Annotated in this window: 19 protein-coding genes and 1 pseudogene; 9 read left to right on the top strand and 11 right to left on the bottom strand. The window is 40.3% G+C overall.

The features are described from left to right. Positions 1 to 28 precede the first annotated feature (28 nt). Together V7K60_RS34090 and V7K60_RS34085 are read left to right on the top strand one after the other, a co-directional pair. Positions 29 to 328 (top strand): hypothetical protein, encoded by a 300-nt coding sequence (locus V7K60_RS34090; protein ID WP_334932543.1) that lies wholly within the window; start codon positions 29 to 31, stop codon positions 326 to 328. A gap of 17 nt (positions 329 to 345) precedes the next feature. Then, a complete protein-coding gene (locus tag V7K60_RS34085; protein WP_334932541.1) occupies positions 346 to 765 on the top strand; it encodes a hypothetical protein in 420 nt (139 codons plus the stop codon). On the opposite strand, the gene V7K60_RS34080 is transcribed toward V7K60_RS34085, so the two are convergent. From V7K60_RS34080 to V7K60_RS34045, 8 genes and pseudogenes are all read right to left on the bottom strand, one after another. Continuing rightward, positions 766 to 1002 carry a hypothetical protein gene (locus tag V7K60_RS34080; protein ID WP_334932539.1) on the bottom strand — a complete coding sequence of 79 codons (237 nt, stop codon included), beginning with the start codon at positions 1000 to 1002 and terminating at the stop codon, positions 766 to 768. Between the two features lie 47 nt (positions 1003 to 1049). Beyond that, positions 1050 to 1529 carry a tetratricopeptide repeat protein gene (locus tag V7K60_RS34075; protein ID WP_334932537.1) on the bottom strand — a complete coding sequence of 160 codons (480 nt, stop codon included), beginning with the start codon at positions 1527 to 1529 and terminating at the stop codon, positions 1050 to 1052. Positions 1530 to 1647: 118 nt separating this feature from the next. Then, on the bottom strand, positions 1648 to 1839 hold the full coding sequence (locus tag V7K60_RS34070) for a hypothetical protein (RefSeq protein ID WP_334932535.1): 192 nt from the start codon (positions 1837 to 1839) through the stop codon (positions 1648 to 1650). Positions 1840 to 1841: 2 nt separating this feature from the next. Further along, positions 1842 to 1964: pseudogene (locus V7K60_RS34065) on the bottom strand (type II toxin-antitoxin system VapC family toxin); the annotation flags it as partial. Positions 1965 to 2117: 153 nt separating this feature from the next. Continuing rightward, complete coding sequence (locus V7K60_RS34060) at positions 2118 to 3098, bottom strand: magnesium transporter CorA family protein (RefSeq protein ID WP_334932533.1); 981 nt, start codon at positions 3096 to 3098, stop codon at positions 2118 to 2120. A gap of 259 nt (positions 3099 to 3357) precedes the next feature. Then, the gene (locus V7K60_RS34055) at positions 3358 to 5418 is read right to left on the bottom strand and encodes a tetratricopeptide repeat protein (RefSeq protein ID WP_334932531.1); all 2061 of its coding nucleotides are present in this window, start codon (positions 5416 to 5418) and stop codon (positions 3358 to 3360) included. A gap of 194 nt (positions 5419 to 5612) precedes the next feature. Next, on the bottom strand, positions 5613 to 7484 hold the full coding sequence (locus V7K60_RS34050; protein ID WP_334932529.1) for an aspartate kinase: 1872 nt from the start codon (positions 7482 to 7484) through the stop codon (positions 5613 to 5615). Positions 7485 to 7605: 121 nt separating this feature from the next. Beyond that, the gene (locus V7K60_RS34045) at positions 7606 to 8175 is read right to left on the bottom strand and encodes a Uma2 family endonuclease (RefSeq protein ID WP_334932527.1); all 570 of its coding nucleotides are present in this window, start codon (positions 8173 to 8175) and stop codon (positions 7606 to 7608) included. A 97-nt stretch (positions 8176 to 8272) separates the two neighbouring features. Between V7K60_RS34045 and V7K60_RS34040 the strand changes: the two genes are divergently transcribed. The 4 genes from V7K60_RS34040 to V7K60_RS34025 all read left to right on the top strand — a co-directional run bounded on the left by V7K60_RS34040 (position 8273) and on the right by V7K60_RS34025 (position 9699). Further along, on the top strand, positions 8273 to 8503 hold the full coding sequence (locus V7K60_RS34040; RefSeq protein WP_334932525.1) for a DUF433 domain-containing protein: 231 nt from the start codon (positions 8273 to 8275) through the stop codon (positions 8501 to 8503). Between the two features lie 8 nt (positions 8504 to 8511). Then, complete coding sequence (locus tag V7K60_RS34035; RefSeq protein WP_334932523.1) at positions 8512 to 8874, top strand: DUF5615 family PIN-like protein; 363 nt, start codon at positions 8512 to 8514, stop codon at positions 8872 to 8874. A gap of 136 nt (positions 8875 to 9010) precedes the next feature. Continuing rightward, positions 9011 to 9340, top strand: coding sequence for a DUF433 domain-containing protein (locus V7K60_RS34030; protein WP_334932521.1), 330 nt, complete (start codon positions 9011 to 9013; stop codon positions 9338 to 9340). Continuing rightward, complete coding sequence (locus tag V7K60_RS34025; RefSeq protein WP_334932519.1) at positions 9340 to 9699, top strand: DUF5615 family PIN-like protein; 360 nt, start codon at positions 9340 to 9342, stop codon at positions 9697 to 9699. The genes V7K60_RS34030 and V7K60_RS34025 overlap by 1 nt, the downstream gene beginning before the upstream one ends. A 461-nt stretch (positions 9700 to 10160) precedes the next feature. Here the strand turns inward: V7K60_RS34025 and V7K60_RS34020 are convergent, their stop codons facing one another. The 3 genes from V7K60_RS34020 to V7K60_RS34010 all read right to left on the bottom strand — a co-directional run bounded on the left by V7K60_RS34020 (position 10161) and on the right by V7K60_RS34010 (position 14554). Continuing rightward, complete coding sequence (locus tag V7K60_RS34020) at positions 10161 to 12923, bottom strand: tetratricopeptide repeat protein (protein WP_334932517.1); 2763 nt, start codon at positions 12921 to 12923, stop codon at positions 10161 to 10163. 51 nt (positions 12924 to 12974) lie between these two features. Beyond that, a complete protein-coding gene (locus V7K60_RS34015; protein WP_334932515.1) occupies positions 12975 to 13352 on the bottom strand; it encodes a hypothetical protein in 378 nt (125 codons plus the stop codon). Between the two features lie 260 nt (positions 13353 to 13612). Further along, positions 13613 to 14554 carry a lysylphosphatidylglycerol synthase domain-containing protein gene (locus V7K60_RS34010; protein WP_334932731.1) on the bottom strand — a complete coding sequence of 314 codons (942 nt, stop codon included), beginning with the start codon at positions 14552 to 14554 and terminating at the stop codon, positions 13613 to 13615. 155 nt (positions 14555 to 14709) lie between these two features. On the opposite strand from V7K60_RS34010, the gene V7K60_RS34005 reads away from it, so the two are divergent. The 3 genes from V7K60_RS34005 to V7K60_RS33995 all read left to right on the top strand — a co-directional run bounded on the left by V7K60_RS34005 (position 14710) and on the right by V7K60_RS33995 (position 18460). Then, positions 14710 to 15696, top strand: coding sequence for an alpha/beta hydrolase (locus V7K60_RS34005; protein ID WP_334932513.1), 987 nt, complete (start codon positions 14710 to 14712; stop codon positions 15694 to 15696). Between the two features lie 126 nt (positions 15697 to 15822). Beyond that, positions 15823 to 16731: an alpha/beta hydrolase gene (locus tag V7K60_RS34000; RefSeq protein WP_334932511.1), complete on the top strand. Its 909-nt coding sequence runs from the start codon at positions 15823 to 15825 to the stop codon at positions 16729 to 16731. Between the two features lie 58 nt (positions 16732 to 16789). Further along, positions 16790 to 18460 carry a phosphatidylglycerol lysyltransferase domain-containing protein gene (locus tag V7K60_RS33995; protein WP_334932509.1) on the top strand — a complete coding sequence of 557 codons (1671 nt, stop codon included), beginning with the start codon at positions 16790 to 16792 and terminating at the stop codon, positions 18458 to 18460. Positions 18461 to 18553 lie beyond the last annotated feature (93 nt).

Here is an 18553-nt window from a genome sequence, read left to right as displayed (position 1 = left end):
TTGGTACGCACTGCGGCATTGTGACAAAGTGCTTTTTGTCCGTACAGGAATTAGCGATCGCGGTGGTGTGATAGATTTAGTCAACAAGCTGCAAAAACAATGCCAGGGAAAGCCATTTCATCTCTTGCTTCTTTCTCCCCAAAGCGATGATGAGTTTTTAGACCTTCCCAATGTGCTGCATTACAATGTCGAGTTTAATCCCGATCGCATGTATGACGATTTGGGACATTGGATGTACTGCACAGAAGTGATGGGGGGAATTCTAGAATTTCTTGGTGTATCCAGCAAAAACCTCTTCTGGTATCCGGCCAAACTTCCAAAGGGGTAGGAAACTAGGTAGGAACGATGCCTGCGGCGGGCTACGCCAACACATTTGTTATTTCGGCGAACTCATTTGTTATTTTGGCGAACTCATTTGTTATTTCGGCGAACTCATTTGTTATTTCGGTGAACTCATTTGTTATTTCGGCGAACTCATTTGTTATTTCGGTGAACGCATTTGTTATTTCGGTGAACGCATTTGTTATTTCGGTGAACGCATTTGTTATTTCAGCGAACTCATTTGTTATTTCAGCGAACTCATTTGTTATTTCGGCGACTTGTTGTTTGAGTTTTTCAATTTACCGTGAGTTGGTTATAACGCAATACGCTTGGGTTAGCCCCAAAAACCATAAACTGCGTAGGTTGGGTGGAGGAACGAAACCCAACATTTTCACAGGTTTGTTGGGTTTCACTACGTTCCGCTCAACCTACGATTATCCTTAACTAAAAACCAAGGAGCGCCTTCTGAACTTCCTCTGGTGAAACTTCAACTAATTCGACAGCAAGAACTCTTTTCTCTGCGGAACTTTGTTCAACCATGCCACCAACAGCTTCAAAAAGCCTAAAAGACAAATATGCATTATGCTGACCTTCTGTCATGGAAACCGTACCTCCTTCGAGAACACCATAATTGCCTGTCTTGATATTTTTATAGTAAGGTTTGTGTCCTATTGTACTCACACGTTTAAGAAAGATTTTTTAGATGGATTTTAGTTCAATCTGATTCACTATTGTGCTTCCTGGAAAGCCTGAATTGCTAGTCCCTGCTGATCTACGGACAGGTAGTTAATAGATGTCAATAAAGCAGTCTCTAGCAAATTCTCTGCATACGTACTTTGATTGACTCCTCCCCATATTGGATTAAAGGTGAACTGCCCCTTGTTGTACGCGTCAAGAAAATGCCGATAGCTGGAAACAGCCCCTTGATAATTACCTGCTTCAATACATGTGCTGCTTATGGAAAGAAAAGCTTTTCCATAGTCGGGAAATTTCTGGACAATTTCTTCATATTGGTTGATCGCTTCTTGAAACCTACCGAGCCTCTTAAGCGTGACAGCACGATTGTTGTAGTACATTGGATTGGCGTCATCAAGAGTGATAGCTTGATCATAAAGAGACAGAGCATTTTCAAACATGCCCATTTTAGCGCTTACATTACCTTCGTTGAAAAAGAGTTCGGCTTTAGCTTGATCTGTGTAGCTTTTCATAGTTCACACTCCCTAGCTTGAGATTTGTGTTTAGCTACCAGATAGTATTCCCAAAAATCTTGTACGGTATAACATTCCCAATCACTCCAGATAAACCGCAACACCCAACAGATAACTTTTAGCTAGTTGCGTATTGCGATTTACTATGCAGACGATTGCATTGCTTGAGTGGCTGTGAAATGATCTGCCGATTACTTACAGCTTGCTTTTGTCGCAAATCATCACAAATTGCTTGTAAATCGTAGTTGAAAGCCTTTGCATGTTCTTCTCGAATTTTATAAATCTCTTCAAAAATTTCATCTTTCCACATATCTACTCTCCCATTAGTTCGTAGGGTGTATAAAGGGTCGGCAACTCATATCCGGCATCAAGACTGATTTGGGCTAGCTTTTTCTGGATTTGAGCATTGGCAATATGCTTACAGTTTTGCGTTAACGATCGCTATCAACAAAATAGCTCAACCACTGTTGACTTGGTCACTTTCCCCATCGCGTTGCGTGGTAATCTTCAACTATCAGAATTTGAGTTGGCACTTTATAAACAGCCAATCGCTCTTTTGCCCAACTCCTGTTTGTAACTTTATAGATACTACAACCAACGTTGTTTTTTAGCATAGACAATACTGCCAATCACAATTAATACCATCATGCCGATCACCGCAGGATAAGCCCAAGGTTGTTCTAATTCCGGCATATATTTGAAATTCATACCATAGAAGCCAGACATAAAAGTGATTGGTAAAAATATGGTTGAAAGGATAGTCAGGCGATTAATTCGTTCACCTGTTTTACTAGCAATATTATCACGTTGAATTTCCATTAATTCTGACATCCAGGCTCTTATAGCTTGATATTCTTGCCAGAGTTTATCAACGTGATGAACCAATTCTTGATTGAATAGTTCTTTTACTGGCTGGCCGATCCATTGGAAATCTTCATTATCCATAATCGCCATAAGTAACTTGATGCTTTGAAAATTACGGCGTCCAGAACGAGTAGATTGCCTCATTGTGGCAATTTTTTGGTAAGTTGATTCATCACCAGAATTGTCTAAAACTTCATCTTCTAAATCATCAAGTTTTCTAGAAATATAGGTAAATACAGTTTCGTAATTATTTAAAATATCTTTAAATATGAGATAAAAAAGATAGTCAATTCCCAATTTCTGAATATCTAGAGTTCGCTTTTGGAGATTATTAGCTAAAATACTTAAGATTTTTAGTTCGGTGATTTCAAAAGTTATGATAAAATTATTTCCAACCACAATATTGCCACGTACAACCTCAAACTCATTATTTTTTATTTGAGAACTTAGGATTTCATAGCTGTCAAATAAACAATCTTCTATGTCTTCATCAATTCCTACAGGGGAATGGTTGAAAATCATGTTAACACGAGATGGATTGAGTCCAAAGTGCTTGATAATCCTGGCTGTTCCGGTGCGATCGCGGAAGTGAATACAGCGCAACCAAATATTGTGAGAACTATCAATTCTTTTCAGTACCGTATCGACATCTCTATGGGTGAATATTTCCAGGTTATCTGGATAAAAAGTCAGGAGAATTAGCATATAACAATCCTAATTGAGTCGTGAAAAAACACGGAGACTCATATTGAGCAATAATTTATTTGACTACAACGACATATAAAATGTCAAAGCCTATAATTTATAACGCTAAGTAGTAAGCTCTAAAGAGCTTACTACCAACTCTCAAAGCTAGTTTGATAAAGTACTAATCGTAAATTTGTAAAATAAAACACATTTAAATAGCACAATCGCTCTCTAAGAGTTTTGACTGTTGACAGTCAACACTATATTGAGTGGTAGCTCAATTTTTTTCTATTTTCCCAGATTTCGGGCGAGTAGTTGGCGCTGGCGCTGACTTATTTTGCAGAATTGCAATTTCCCGCCGTGCATCTTGATAACTATCTTGTTCGCCTTGCTGTTGGAATAGTCTTGCAGCTTTTTTGAAGTCTGCGATCGCACCCAGTTTATTTTTCTGCTTGGTACGAATCACACCCCGGTTATAATAAGCTAAGGCGTTGTTAGCATTAATTGCGATCGCTTGTGAATAATCCTGGTTTGCAGCTTTTTTATTTCCCAGTTCAAGATAAGCGTTACCACGGTTGTTGTAAGCTGCTACATTATTAGTATCTAGTTTTAGCGCTGCGGTGTAATCTTCAATAGCGCCTTTATAATCTCCAAAAGAAAAGCGGTGAATACCTCTGTGAATATAAGCGGCAATAAATTTAGGATCTATCTGTAAAATAGTGTTGTAATCTTCAGTAGCTTCTACTTGATTTCCCAGATCGCTGTAAATATCGCCACGATTCAGATAAGCTTCTATGTATTTGGGATTGATGTTGATTGCATCTGTGTAATTTTTAATTGCTTCATCTTTTTGTTTATTAATAGATTGAGTTAAACCCCTTTGATAAAAAGCTTTAGCATCGCTAGGATTAATCTTAATTACTTTATCAAAATCTTGGATTGCTTCGAGTCTTTGTTTGAGGCGGCGGTGGAGAATACCTCGTTGCAAGTAAGCTTCAGTATACTGAGGTTTGAGAGCGATCGCTTTGCTAAAATCTCCAATTGCACCTTTATTATCCTTCGATTGAGCACGAGCTAATCCTCGTCCATAGTAAGGGTATGCATCTTTAGAATTTAACTTAATTGCTTGAGTATAATCTGCGATCGCTTCTTTGTATTTGCCTAATTCCGAAAAAGCAAATCCTCGGTCAAAATAGGCATTAGCATCTTCAGGATTCAGTAAAATAGCTTGGCTAGAATCTGTTTGCGCTTGCTCGTAATCTCCTAATCGATAATAAGCATCGCCTCGCCGATTATAAGCTAAAGCGTTTCGCGGATCTAATTTAATAGCCTGATTGAAATCTTCAACTGCTCCTTCATAATTTCCTGATTCATATTTATTTACTCCCTCTTGGTATAATGTCTGTTGGGCATCACTTACAAGTTTTGGCGATCTCAATTGCCACGCTGCAACACTAAGGGTAATACAGCCAGCTATCCCCGCTAGAACTAGTAATAATTTTTTCTGATGTTGTTTTTGTCGATCGTCATCAACATTTATTAACTTTTTCAGGTCGTCTAAAACTTCGGTTGCATACTGGTAGCGCTTACGATAGTCAAAACGCACCATTTTATTAATAATTTTTGCTAATTTTCTGTTAACTTTTAGATTTTTATCGCGCCAAACTATTTCACCTATCAGCTTATTTTTATGACTTTGTAAATTAGATATTTCATTTACAGGTAAACCTTTCAGTGCTGCGATCGCAATTATACCTAAAGCATATATATCACTGTTATATTTGAGGTTGCCGTTAATTTGCTCTATAGGCATATACTCAGAATTTTCAACAGTATTATTGATCGCTTCATTAAAAGTACCCAAATTAACCAAAACTAACTTTTTATCTGATTCCCGGCGAATAATATTTGCTGGTTTAATATTCCGATGAATTACACCATAGCTATGTACAACGACCAAAGTTTCTAATATCTCTGACAAAAGATTAATTACTTGGTCTTCTTTGAGAAGTTGTCCCTGAATGATTTCGTCAGTTAAAGGATTACCGGGTATAAATTCTTGAACTAGATAAAATTCTTCCTTTTCTTCAAAAGAAGCAATGAGCTTTTGAATTTTTTCGTGTTCTTGTCCGAGTTTTTCTAAAGTTGCTGCCTTATTCGTAAATAAGCGGCGTAGGATTGTTAAAGCTTGAGGATTGCTATTAGGAAGAGATAACTGCTTTACTATAAATTCTTTACCATTAAGATTAACATCTTCAACTAGATAGGTTTTCTCTTTTTCCCCATCATTGAGAACTTTTAGTATTTGATAATGTCCATCTAGTAAATGACTATTCATCAATATAAATAGAGTCTGATAAATTGTTCGATTATAGCTTACGTATTATTACTACTGATTTTAAAATATAAATATTTATTTATTAAGCAACTTCAAATGAGATCGATGCATAGGTTGCTACGGTGTGTATATTTCAAAGTCCCTCTTCCAAGCTTGGGAGAGGGATTTAGGGTGAGGGCTATTTGATTCAGATTTTATACTGGCACAAAAAACTTCTCGCTACCAGCTAGTTCAAAGGCTGCATGAATGGCTTGCAAAGCTTTAACACCTTGCTCTTGCGCCACAACACAACTAATTTTGATTTCTGAAGTGGCAATCATTTGAATATTGATTTGTTGTTGGGCTAAAGCTTCAAACATTTTAGCAGCAACACCTGGTTGTCCCAGCATCCCTGCACCGACAATACTCACCTTAGCGATCGCACTATCTAAAACAACTTCATCCCATCCTAATTCTGCTGCTACTTGGGTGAGCATTTCTCTGGCATTTTCCCCGTCTATCCGCGAGACTGTAAAGGCAATATCTCGTCTGGGAACACCATCAATCACCCGGCAGCGCTGAGATTGGATAATCATATCAACACTGATATTATGCTGCGCTAATAATCCAAACAACTTCGCCGCCATTCCTGGACGATCTGGCAATTGGCGAATAGCAAGACGCGCTTGATTCAAATCGAGAGCAACGCCGCGAACGGGAAAAGATGAAGAAGACAAAGCAGACAGGGGAGAGTGGGGAGACAAGGGAGAAGTTTTTTCAATGATTCTTCCTTGTCCCCCTTGTCCCCTTGTCCCCTTGTCCCCTACTTTGATCTCAAAGGCGGTACAGAGTGCTGTGACGGCGCGATCGCATTCGGCTGCATCGACTACACAACTTACTTTCACTTCGCTGGTGGAAATCATTTGAATATTCACGCCTGCTTCAGCTAAGGTAGCGAACATCTTTGCAGCTACACCAGGACGGCCAATCATTCCTGCACCTGCAATGCTGACTTTGGCAATGTTATGTTCTACCATTACTTCGGCTTCTTCCAACTTGGGGTTAGATTGACTCCTCAGTGCTGGGGCGATCGCTGTTGCTACTGCTTCTGCCCGTCTTAATACTGGTCTTGTCACTGTAAAGGCAATGTCATTACTGTTACCTTCATGAACTGACTGAATAATCAAATCTACGTCTACTCTTTGCCGAGAAATTTCGCCAAATAATCTGGCTGCAATGCCTGGTTTGTCGGGTACACGCAACAAAGCGACCTTTGCTTGGTCAGTGTCAAATTCTACAGCATCTACTGGACGGGCAATTTCTAGATTGATTAGCGATCGCCCTTGGGGTTTGGCTGATGTCACCCAAGTACCTGGTTGATCTGTCCAGCTAGACCTAACTACAAGGGGAACACCATAGTTACGGGCAATTTCCACAGCACGGGGATGCAGCACTTTTGCGCCCAAGCTAGCTAATTCCAACATTTCATCGCAGCTGATGGCATCCATCAACTGGGCTTCGGCAACTAAGCGGGGGTCTGTAGTGAGAATCCCTGGAACGTCTGTATAAATTTCGCAAAAATTCGCTTTTAATGCGGCTGCGATCGCCACTGCTGAGGTGTCGGAACCACCACGACCCAAAGTCGTAATTTCCATCTCTCCGACGCTGGATATACCTTGGAAGCCAGCTACTACAACTACTTTACCTGCATTTATGTGGCGAGTTAGGCGAGTAGTTTCAATATGCAAAATCCGAGCGCGGCTGTGTTCAGCCTCAGTAACAATTCCTACCTGAGCGCCAGTCATGGAAATTGCAGGTTGTCCGAGTTCCTGCAAAGCCATACTGAGTAAGGCAATGGTTACTTGTTCGCCAGTAGAAAGCAGCATATCCATTTCCCGGCGATTAGGATTTGGAGAAATTTCAGTAGCTAGTTTGACGAGTCCATCGGTGGTTTTGCCCATTGCCGAAACCACTACGACAATAGAGTTTCCAGCTTTAACAGTTTTATAAACACGCTGTGCAACAGCTTGAATACGTTCCACTGAACCGACAGATGTACCACCGTATTTCTGAACTATGAGCGCCATAACTTTTTATTTAATCAATTGTGCCTGCTTTTATCAACGCTTCCACCTGGTAAGGAAGCTTTCAAGGCTTATCAGTTATATAGTTTACTAAATATTGCGTCGAATACCCTATAATAATTGATTATTCAAAAACTACATCTTCGTAGAGTGCTGCCATTGTTTCCTCAAAATCCACGCTGTTGAGTCGAAATGATTGATGTTCTGCTGTGTAGGATTGTAAAACCCACAACCCTTGCTCATTGCGTCGAAAACACTCAACTCGCTGACGTTTTGTATTAATTAAAACATATTCTTGCAGACTTTCCAGGGTTTGATAATCGGCGAATTTGTCGCCCCGGTCAAAGGCTTCAGTAGAATTAGATAAAACTTCGACAATTAAACAGGGAAATCTTTTATAACCTGGCGTTTCTTGATCTCGTCGATCGCAAGTAACCATCACATCGGGATAATAAAAGCGATTCAGAGATTCAATTCTGGCTTTCATGTCAGTGATGTAAACACGCCTTCCAGAGCCGCGCAGATGATTACGGAGGAGAGATGCCAGATTAAGAGCAATGGTAACGTGTAGATCGAGCGCTCCAGGCATTGCGTAGATGTAGCCGTCTATATATTCATGCTTGATATTGCTCTGTTCCTCTATTTGGAGGTATTCTTCAACGGTGACGTAGTTTTGTTGGGGCGAGGCTATCATGGTTGAAACTTTAAGGTTTGAGTGATACTGATTTCTAGGGTAGCGTTTGCTGTGGATTGGAGTTGGTTTTTGAGAGAGATTTGGGAGAGATAATTTTATGTTAGGTCTAGATAGAATTACATTTGACCCTAGCATTATGGGTGGACAAGCTTGCATTCGTGGGATGCGAATTCCGGTTTCTTTATTAGTCAATTTGGTAGCTAATGGAAAACCTGTAGAAGAAATTTTAGAAGAATATCCTGATTTAGAAGCAGAGGATATTCGTCAATCTTTACTTTATGCAGCGTGGTTGACTCAAGAACGGGTTTATCCATTCAAAATTGCTTAACCAGTAAAATGAAGTTTTTGGTAGATATGGGAATTTCACTACGTACTGTATCTTGGTTGCGTAGCGATGGTTATGATGTTGTGCATTTACGTGATGAAGGTTTGCAAAGACTACCAGATAATGAAATTTTAATTAAAGCCTGTACAGAAGGGAGAATTTTATTAACTATAGATTTAGATTTTGCTCAACTTTTAGCTGTGAGTGGAGATAGTTTACCCAGTGTTATTTTGTTTAGATTAGGAAATGACAACTATGATGCAATTAATGAACGTTTGATAAATGTTTTGAGTGAATGTCAAGAATATTTAGAGGTAGGAGCAATTGTTTCTGTAAGTAATGAAACTTTCCGGGTGAGGCGATTGCCTATATAAGTAAGAAGTAGATTCCAATTTTAGGCGATCGCTTGTAAATTTACACTTTTTTTCTAGAGCATTAACCTTGATAACACTATAATTCAAGGCTTTGAGGCGAGATAATACAGTTATGAACTCCATTTAGGGTAAACCAATGCAACTAGAAGATTATTTTGACTTTTTATCAGCCGATGATATTCGCCTGAAAGGACACCGCATTGGTATTGACAATGTACTTGATTATTACTTTGAAGGATATACGCCGGAAGAAATTGCTGCTAATCTACCTAGTTTGAGTTTGGAGCAAATTCACGCTACTATTACTTACTATCTCCATAATCGCGCCGATATCGAAGCTTATCTGTCACGTCTGGCAATATGGCGCGAACAGCGTTACCAAGAATCAGTTGCAAATCCTTCATCTTTGGTACAGCGCCTCAGAATCTTAAAAACTCAAAGAAATGAACGTCAGGTAAGTGCTTAGTGAAGGTTCGTTTTTTGCTCGATGAAAATTTGTCACCGCGTCTGAAAGTAGCTGTTCTTCGTCTTAACCCTGCGATAGATATTTTACGTGTGGGTGAAAGTAATGCACCAACATTAGGAACTTTAGATCCTGATGTGTTGGGTTATCTACAATTATCTCAACGGCTGTTAATGACAGATAACCGCGCTAGTATGCCGGCTCATTTAGAAGCACATTGGGCAGCAGGTGGACATATTTGGGGCTTATTCTGGTTGCGTCTGAGAATACCAATAGGGCAATTAGCACAAGAACTATTGCTAGTTTGGGAGACTACTGAGGCACAAGAATGGATAGATCAGTTGGAATGGATTCCTTTTTAAGCGATCGCCTGTAGATTACACTTCTTTTATAGAGCGATGTGTCCGACGGGCTACGCTTACGCAAGCTTTCGGCTCAATATATATCAAAATGAATGCGTGAATTACTCAAATGAGAAAGCAAACTGGGGTTTGAGAAAATAAAAGCTGCTTTTGCTTGCGGAAAACACTAAAATGAGAAAGCAAAAGCTCCTTTTGAGAAAGTCAAAGCTTCTTTTGCTTGCGGAAAACACCAAAATGAGAAAGTCAAAGCTGCTTTTGAGAAAGTCAAAGCTGCTTTTGCTTGCGGAAAACACCAAAATGAGAAAGTCAAAGCTGCTTTTGAGAAAGTCAAAGCTGCTTTTGAGTAAATCAAAGCTCATTTTGAGTAAGTCGAATGGCATTTTTACTTAATTCAATATGAATTTTAGTCTAGGCGATCGCACTTTTCAGTTTTATCACGGTACGCTTTGCACAAAACTAGCTTATTCTGGATTTTGGGAGAGGCGATCGCGAATATATGCTAAATTATCACGAGAAGTAACAGTCTTGGGATGATCCATCCCTAACCGTCGCTCACAAATATTCAAAGCCTGGATGTAAAGGGGTTCGGCTTCGCTGTATCTGCCTTGGGATTTATAGAGTCCTGCTAGGTTGTAGAGGCTAACAGCGACAGATGGATGTTCTTCTCCCAGCAACTTGCGCTTGAGTGCCAAGGCTTGGCTGTAAAGGGTTTCGGCTTCGCTGCATCTTCCTTGGAAGTTATAGAGTCCTGCTAGGTTGTTGAGGCTAGCAGCGACAGATGGATGTTCTTCTCCTAGCAGTTTGCGGCAGAGTGCTAAAGCTTGGACGTAAAGAGGTTCGGCTTCGCTGTATCTGCCTTGGGATTCATAGAGTGCTGCTAGGTTATTAAGACTAGCAGCGACATCTGGATGTTCTTCTCCCAGCAGTTTGCGCCTGAGTGCTAAAGCTTGGACATAAAGAGGTTCGGCTTCGCTGTATCTGCCTTGGGATTCATAAAGTGCTGCTAGGTTATTAAGACTAGCAGCGACATCTGGATGTTCTTCTCCCAGCAGCTTGCGCCTGAGTGCTAAAGCTTGGACGTAAAGAGGTTCGGCTTCGCTGTATCTGCCTTGGGATTCATAGAGTGCTGCTAGGTTGTTGAGACTAGCAGCGACATCTGGATGTTCTTCTCCCAGCAGCTTGCGCCTGAGTGCTAAAGCTTGCATGGATAAAGGTTCGGCTTCTCTGTATTTGCCTTGGGAGTTGTAGAGTGTTGCTAGGTTGTTGAGACTAGTAGCGACATCTGGATGTTCTTCTCCCAGCAACTTGCGCCTGAGTGCTAAAGCTTGGACATAAAGAGGTTCGGCTTCGCTGTATCTACCTTGGGAGTTGTAGAGTGTTGCTAGGTTGTTGAGACTAGTAGCAACATCTGGATGTTCTTCTCCCAGCAGTTTACGCCTGAGTGCTAAAGCTTGGACATAAAGAGGTTCGGCTTCGCTGTATCTGCCTTGGGATTCGTAGAGTCCTGCTAGGTTGTTGAGAGTAGTAGCGAAATCTGGATGTTTTTTTCCCAGCCGCTTGCGCCTGAGTGTTAAAGCTTGGATTAAAAGGGATTCAGCTTCGCTGTATCTGCCTTGGGATTTGTAGAGTCCTGCTAGGTTGTTGAGGCTGCTGGCGACAGATGGATGTTTTTTTCCCAACCGCTTGCGGTTGAGTGCTAAAGCTTGGATGTAAATAGGTTCGGCTTTGCTGTATCTGCCTTGGGATTTGTAGAGTCCTGCTAGGTTGTTGAGACTAGCAGCGAAATCTGGATGTTGCTCACCCAACCGTTTTTTTGTGACTTCTATACACTGCTCATACCAGAGTTCTGCCTGATCATATAATCCCTGACCATCGTAAAAATTAGCGTTACCAGTAAATACCCAAAATAAATTTTCATCGCTGACCCATTGAATTAGATTATTCGCTACTTCGGCTATATGAGGTATGGTGATGGAGACGGCGGTGATTTGCTCAAGGGTGGGTGTTTTAGGAATCCCTTTGGCGATTGCTACCATTTCCTTACAAAGCGATCGCATAAATTTCTCTGCATCATCTAACCCTCTAAACTTGTATTGGAAAAACTCCCGCAACAGTGGATGCAGTTGATAGATTCCCTGACCTTTGCGCTGGAGTAAATGTAGATTTACTAAGCTATCGTCTCTGATTTTCTCTAAATTTTCTACATTTTTCTCTACAGACTTGCTCTCAAGCTTAAATCGTATGTTACATATCCAGTTGAGGCTTAACAATAGACATCTCCAGAAACTAAGTTGCAGCCTAGACACTGTAAAGCTTCCACCAGAGGATATGTCTAATAAGGCCAGTAGACGTGGGATTTTATTTTTATTTTTACCCAAGTTCTCCATTACACACTCTTCCACCAAATTCCAGGGTATTGGTGCGGCGGCAAATAAACTCAATAAACAACCTAATTGCTTCTCGTCATCCTCTAATTCTTGCCAACTCAACTCAAAGGCTGCTAACACACCTCGTTGTGCTGTCATGTCGGCTTCTGGTTCATTAAGAGCAGCTTGTTCTAATCGCTTGTTCTCCAACCGCCGCAACATTTCTGCTAAAGATAAATCCTGTTTCCGCGCCAAATATCGCCCAACTAATTCCACGCCCAAAGGTAAATATCCCAGCCATTCACACAACTGATTTGCTAAAGCTAATTCTTTTTCAATTCGCCCCGGTGTTTCTTTGAGTAAATACTTTAATAACTCCAGCGCCGCCTCTGGTTGCAGCACATCCAAAGATAACTGTGCAATGCGTCCCAAGTTCTGGCGCGTAGTTATCAACACTTTAAACCGAGAAGGTAGCGACTGTAAGTAAGGTTTGACTTGCTCGTAGTCACTTACATCATCCAAAACTAGCAGCACATCACCTTCACGCCAACGCCGCCAACAATATTGCACTTGGGCGAGTAAATCAAAATCTTCTGGCGGCTTTAAATCCAGCTGCGTTCTCGCAAACTGCACAACTTGAATGCCCACATCTCCAGTTTTTGCCAGCAACCAGCAAAGCCCACCGTTATATGTTTCGCGGCGCTGGATGGCATATTGCAGGGCAAGTTCTGTTTTACCAACTCCACCCATCCCAGCGATCGCAGCAATGGCAACTTGTTTATTATCCTGCAAAAGTTGGTGAAGATTTTTCAATTCTTCCTCACGTCCGACAAATTCCACCACCCCACTCAGGGGCAAATTTTGCGGTATTCCAGTAGAAAGTATCGATTCTTCTTGGGGCGACTTTAGTCAGAAGTTGAAGGTGTTACCAGAAATGGTATTAGTTCCACCTTTAATATTTATCCCCTGCCAATTTTCAATAATAGTGTTCGTCAGTTGAGGTTGTGCCTCATTGGCTACAGCTTCCACAGCTTGAGCAATTTCAGGATCTTTCTTCGCCGCTTCCTCTACTTGCTGTCCAACAAGATAAGCTTGACTGTAATCTAAAGGTTGTGTTTTAGCCTGTTCGATAGCCTTCGCCGTGCTAGGTTCCTTGCGTTTGAGCAGAACTAACAATTTTTCGCCTTCATCCCAAGCCTTTTCGCTAATGATTTCACCAGTTTTTTCAAATGCTTTGGTGATTACCAAAGTTGCGATCGCAGCAGCTGTCAATGATACTGGCTCCATAAGTTTCCCAAAGTATACGAGGTTTTACTTATAGTTCTCAGTTTAACAGTTTCTAAAAAATAACAGAAAAAATCATGAAACTTTGTTTAGCAATCGCCTCAGCAAAAATTATGAATTTTCACCGCTATTTGTAAAGATATCGCCTTTAAAATTAGCACTATTTATCGATTTTACTTACTTGAAATTCTTAGATAACCAACTTCTTGAAGAAGTTGGGGATTTATTTAATGTTCATCCTCAAAATGGACTTGATAGTTGATTCATTTTCGGAAGTTTTCGGATCTAAATCTAATTTCATAAAGTCCTAGTAAGCCTGCTGCTACTAGCAAAGGTAAGAAATAATAGACTCCCCGATAAGCTAACATTGAACCCAAAACTGCCGCCGCCGAAATTTTTGAGGAAAGAATCAGCAAAATTATAGTTTCAAATACTCCCAAACCACCGGGGACATTACTAACCACACCTGCAAACATCGCTAATAAATAAATTCCCAAAAAGTCTAGATATGACAAAGATATATTGCTAGGAAGTAAAGCATAAAGAACTGCCGCCGCCAGAATCCAGTCAAAACTAGAAATTGCTATTTGAGCCAGAGATATTTTAATAGAAGGAAATCGAAATTCATGTTCACGAATTATTAATGGTTGTTTAATAAAAATACTTCCTAGTAAATAAACCACAACTAATAGCAGAAAAATCACACCGATGGGACGCACAGTAGCAAAAGGTAAATGTAATTGAGTGGGAATCTTCAGGGGGTTGATGAGGAATAATAAACCTGCAACGGCAAACATCCCCAACCAAAAAGTAAAATTGGCGAAAGCAATTACTTGAGCGATCGCAATTGCTGAAACTCCCCAATTAGCATAAAATCGATAACGGATAGCACTGCCAGTCAGTAAGGCAAAACCGATGGTATTACTAAATGCAGAGCTAATAAAGTTAGTGAAAGCTATCTTATTCCAATTTAAAGAACGATTAATGTAGTTAAAACCTAAGATATCGTACCCAATCATCACTAGATAGCCCAAAGCTGTCAGCCAAATTGCCCAACTTAAGCGACTTTTGGGAATAGCAGCTAGAGAATTGAGGATATCACGATAATTATACTCATGCAATTCGTGAGCGATCGCCCACAGGGAAAGCACCAGCAGCAACAAGCCAAACAAAGAACTAAAATTGAGTCGCAGCTTTTTAAGCATCATGAAGAAACTTATCTTAACTCTTGACTTTTAATTTACAACCAGTCGTAAAGTTTCCATCCTGTTGACACAGCGTTGACATATCATTTGCATAAGCTTTTGAAGGCAAGCATCAACTACGCAATAATGCCCTGTTTAACCAATGCCCTTCAAAGATGAACTACAAACAATCTAAAATTTTCTTGTTATTTTCAGTATTAACCTTAGTTGGCTGTAATTTCTCCCAAACTGTCGTCGCAAAACCATCGCAACAGCAGGATTTACAAACAACGCCTTCCGTTCTTCCAACCCAGCGCAATACTAGCAACTCAGCGACTCTCCTAACCTATAAAATTGAAACCTACGATAGTAAAGTAATGGGTGCAAGTCGCACTTATGGCGTTTCTTTACCTCCTGGCTATGAGCAAAACTTAAAACAAAGGTATCCTGTAATCTTTCTCCTCCACGGTGGACATGGTGATCCCAGTAGTTGGTTTATTCAGAGTAAGGGAGAAGCTCTCAAGACTGTAGAACAACTTTATACTACAGGTAAGTTGCCACCCAGCATCATCATTACACCAGATGGTAACGACAAGCGTGGCTCTAGTCCCTACCGAGATCCGGAATATATCGATGGCCCTAACGGGAAAGTCTCTACAGCCGTAGGCGATGAGTTAGTAAAAGTTGTGCAAAGCCGTTATCGTACATTAACTAATCCAGATTTTTGGGCGATAGGTGGTCTATCTTCTGGTGGTTGGGGAGCAATCAATGTCGGATTACACAATGTCGAGCATTTCTCAATTTTATTTAGTCATAGTGGCTATTTTAAAGATAAAAGTGGCGCAGCAAATAGCCCAATATCTTATATTAAAACCATTCCCACACAAGCTCAAAAAAGGTTGAAGATTTACTTAGATTCAGGTACATCAGATATTGATGAAATTGGCGAAGCAGAGCGATTTAGTAAAGTCCTAAATAAACTGAAAATTTATAATTCATTTCGTCAGTTTCCTGGCAGTCACACTTGGCAATATTGGCGGAAACATTTAGCAAACTCATTGACATTTGTCGGCGAACAATTTCGAGCTTCAGAAACAGCAAATATGACTGAGAAAAATTTAAGTATTAATCATAAAAAAACGCTCAAAAAAATTAATCCCTAGTAGAAATAATACTATTCTGCCAAGCCGTTGATATTTAAACATTAATGTAAAAAAAATACTGCCATTTTTCAGTAAATTAATTCTAGTAAGTCCTAGTAAAGGTGATTTTTTTTACACTAAAAGAATATGAAGATTTATAAATTGTTAATTAGCTTGGTAGGAGCGATCGCACTTCTTACTACTGCTGGTTATTATTATGTATTCATCTTAGGTGCGCCACAACTAGACCCACCCAAAAAAGCGGCAAATACTGGGCTAAAGTTTCAATTAGCAACCTTCAACTCCCAAGTGATGGGTGCAGTCCGTAACTACGGCGTGATTTTGCCCCCTACTTATAGCAAAAATCCCCAAAAGCGCTACCCTCTGATATTTTTACTACACGGTGGTCATGATGATGCTCGTGCTTATGCTGATAAATACGCACTCTTAAACGTATTGCATGAACTTTATCAAAGTGGAAAATTACCGCCATCGATTGTGATTACACCTGATGGTAATGATAATCGCGGTTCTAGTCCTTTATACGACCCCGATTACTTTGATGGGCCGAATGGCAAAGTGGGAACTTTGATTGGTTCAGAATTAGTACAAGTTGTCAAGTCGCGCTATCGCACTTTGGAAGAACCCCAATTTTGGGCGCTAGGAGGTATATCTTCTGGAGGATGGGGTGCATTTAATATCGGATTACGCTATCTCAACAACTTTCAGATTTTGTTTAGCCATAGCGGTTACTTTACTGATGACAGCGATTCACAAAATAGTCCTCAACAAATTGTGCAACAGCTAACAGTTCAAGATAGGAAGCGATTGCGTGTTTACCTAGATGCTGGTTTGAACGATACTAATTTGCTAGCTTCTACCAAAGCCTTCAACGAAACCTTAAATAAATTAGGCATTGCTCACGTATTTTATGCATTTCCTGGAGGTCATGGTTTATCTGGTGCTAATGTAGGCTGGAACTACTTTCATAAACATCTTAAAGATTCACTCTCCTATGTCGGAGAACAGTTTAAAAAGTTAGGAGTTAGGAGTTAAGAGTTAAAAATTGAAAACTCCTAACTTCTAACTCCTCACTCCTAACTACTAATGAAAAATGACAAATAATTTAAAAACTCAGATTGGACTTTGGAGTGCAGCTTTCCTAACAGGTTTAGTCGGAGTAGTAAATTTATTATCAGCAGTGACACCTAACCTGTACGGGCGGACTCACTGGTTAAAGGAACTTTTACCATTTGAAATTCGTGCCAGTGGTCATATATTTGCAGCATTAACTGGGTTTATTTTATTAACACTTGCTACTAATTTATTACGCCGGAAAAGAATAGCCTGGTTACTAACCATTGCTTTACTAATAATTTCTATTTGCAGCCACTTGCTGAAGGGACTGGACTATGAAGAAAGTCTACTCTCTGGAGTTTTATTGGTGCAATTAATCTTGATGCGCCATTTTTTTACGGCGCAATCAGACCGTCCTTCCATCGCACGGGGAGTTAGAGTGCTGATAGGCGCTTTATTATTTACTCTCGCATACGGAACCATTGGATTTTACTTGTTAGACGGCAAATTTTCAGAGAACTTTAATTGGCGAGAAGCGATAGTTCAGACTTTGGCGATGTTCTTCACTGAGGATAATTGGGGACTGCAACCAAAGAGTCGATTTGGAGAATTTTTTGCTAATTCTATCTATATTATTGCCGCAGGTACTATTACTTATGCAATAGTAATGCTGTTGCAACCTGTGTTTTGGCAGAATCTAGCAACTACAAATGAGCGACAAAGAGCTAAAGAAATTGTCGAGCAATATGGATGTTCTTCTTTAGCAGCGCTTACACTCTTAAATGATAAAAGTTATTATTTCAGTCCTTCGGGTAATAGTGTAATTGCTTATGTTCCCAAAGGACGGGGTGCGATCGCATTAGGAGATCCCATCGGCCCCACTGAAGACCGCAAAGAGACAATTATTGCTTTCTGGCAGTTTTGTCAGCGCAACGACTGGTATCCTGGCTTTTACCAAACTATGCCCGATGATGTTGAGCTTTACAAGTCATTGGGGTTTAAGGTACTCAAGATTGGAGAGGAAGCGATCGTTGACTTAAAAAGTTTTACGTTACAAGGTAAAGCTGGTAAAAACTTTAGACCATCAATCAGTCGTTTAACTAAACTAGGATACCAAATCGACTTTTACCAACCACCCATCGCCAATGATTTATTGCATCGCCTCAAACCTGTAAGTGATGAATGGTTGAAAATGGTACAAGGTTCAGAAAAACAATTTTCTTTAGGTTGGTTTGACGAAGCTTACCTGCGAGAGTGCGAGATTGCTGTGGTGCATAATCCTGAAGGTCAGATTAGCGCCTTTGCCAACATTATCCGGGAGTACCAACTTAACGAAGCGACTATTGACATGATGCGACATCGCTCATCTCTTGAAAATGGCACAATGGACTTTCTATTTATTTCCCTGCTCCAGCATTTTAAAGAGTGTGGTTACGACAGCTTTAATTTCGGCCTTTCTGCACTTGCTGGAGTTGGAGAAAATCCTGAATCGCGCCGTTTGGAAAAAGTATTGCACTATCTTTACGACCATTTGAATCGCTTTTACAACTTCAAGGGACTGCACGCCTACAAAGACAAGTTCCGCCCTCGTTGGGAACCGCGTTATTTAGTTTACCCCAGTTTAGCCACCTTACCAGATGTAGTTGTAGCATTGATTCGCGCAGATTCAGGCGATCGCCTCTTCGATTATTTAAAACCCGGAGCCTAAATGTAGACTCAAAACAAAGTCACTCAAGGGTGCAAAGCTTAGAAAGCATATATTCTGACGTTATTCAGCAACACCATACCACCTCATTGCACA

The organism is Nostoc sp., from assembly GCF_036917555.1.
GTDB lineage: Bacteria > Cyanobacteriota > Cyanobacteriia > Cyanobacteriales > Nostocaceae > Nostoc.
This window is presented reverse-complemented; position numbering and strand designations above follow the sequence as displayed.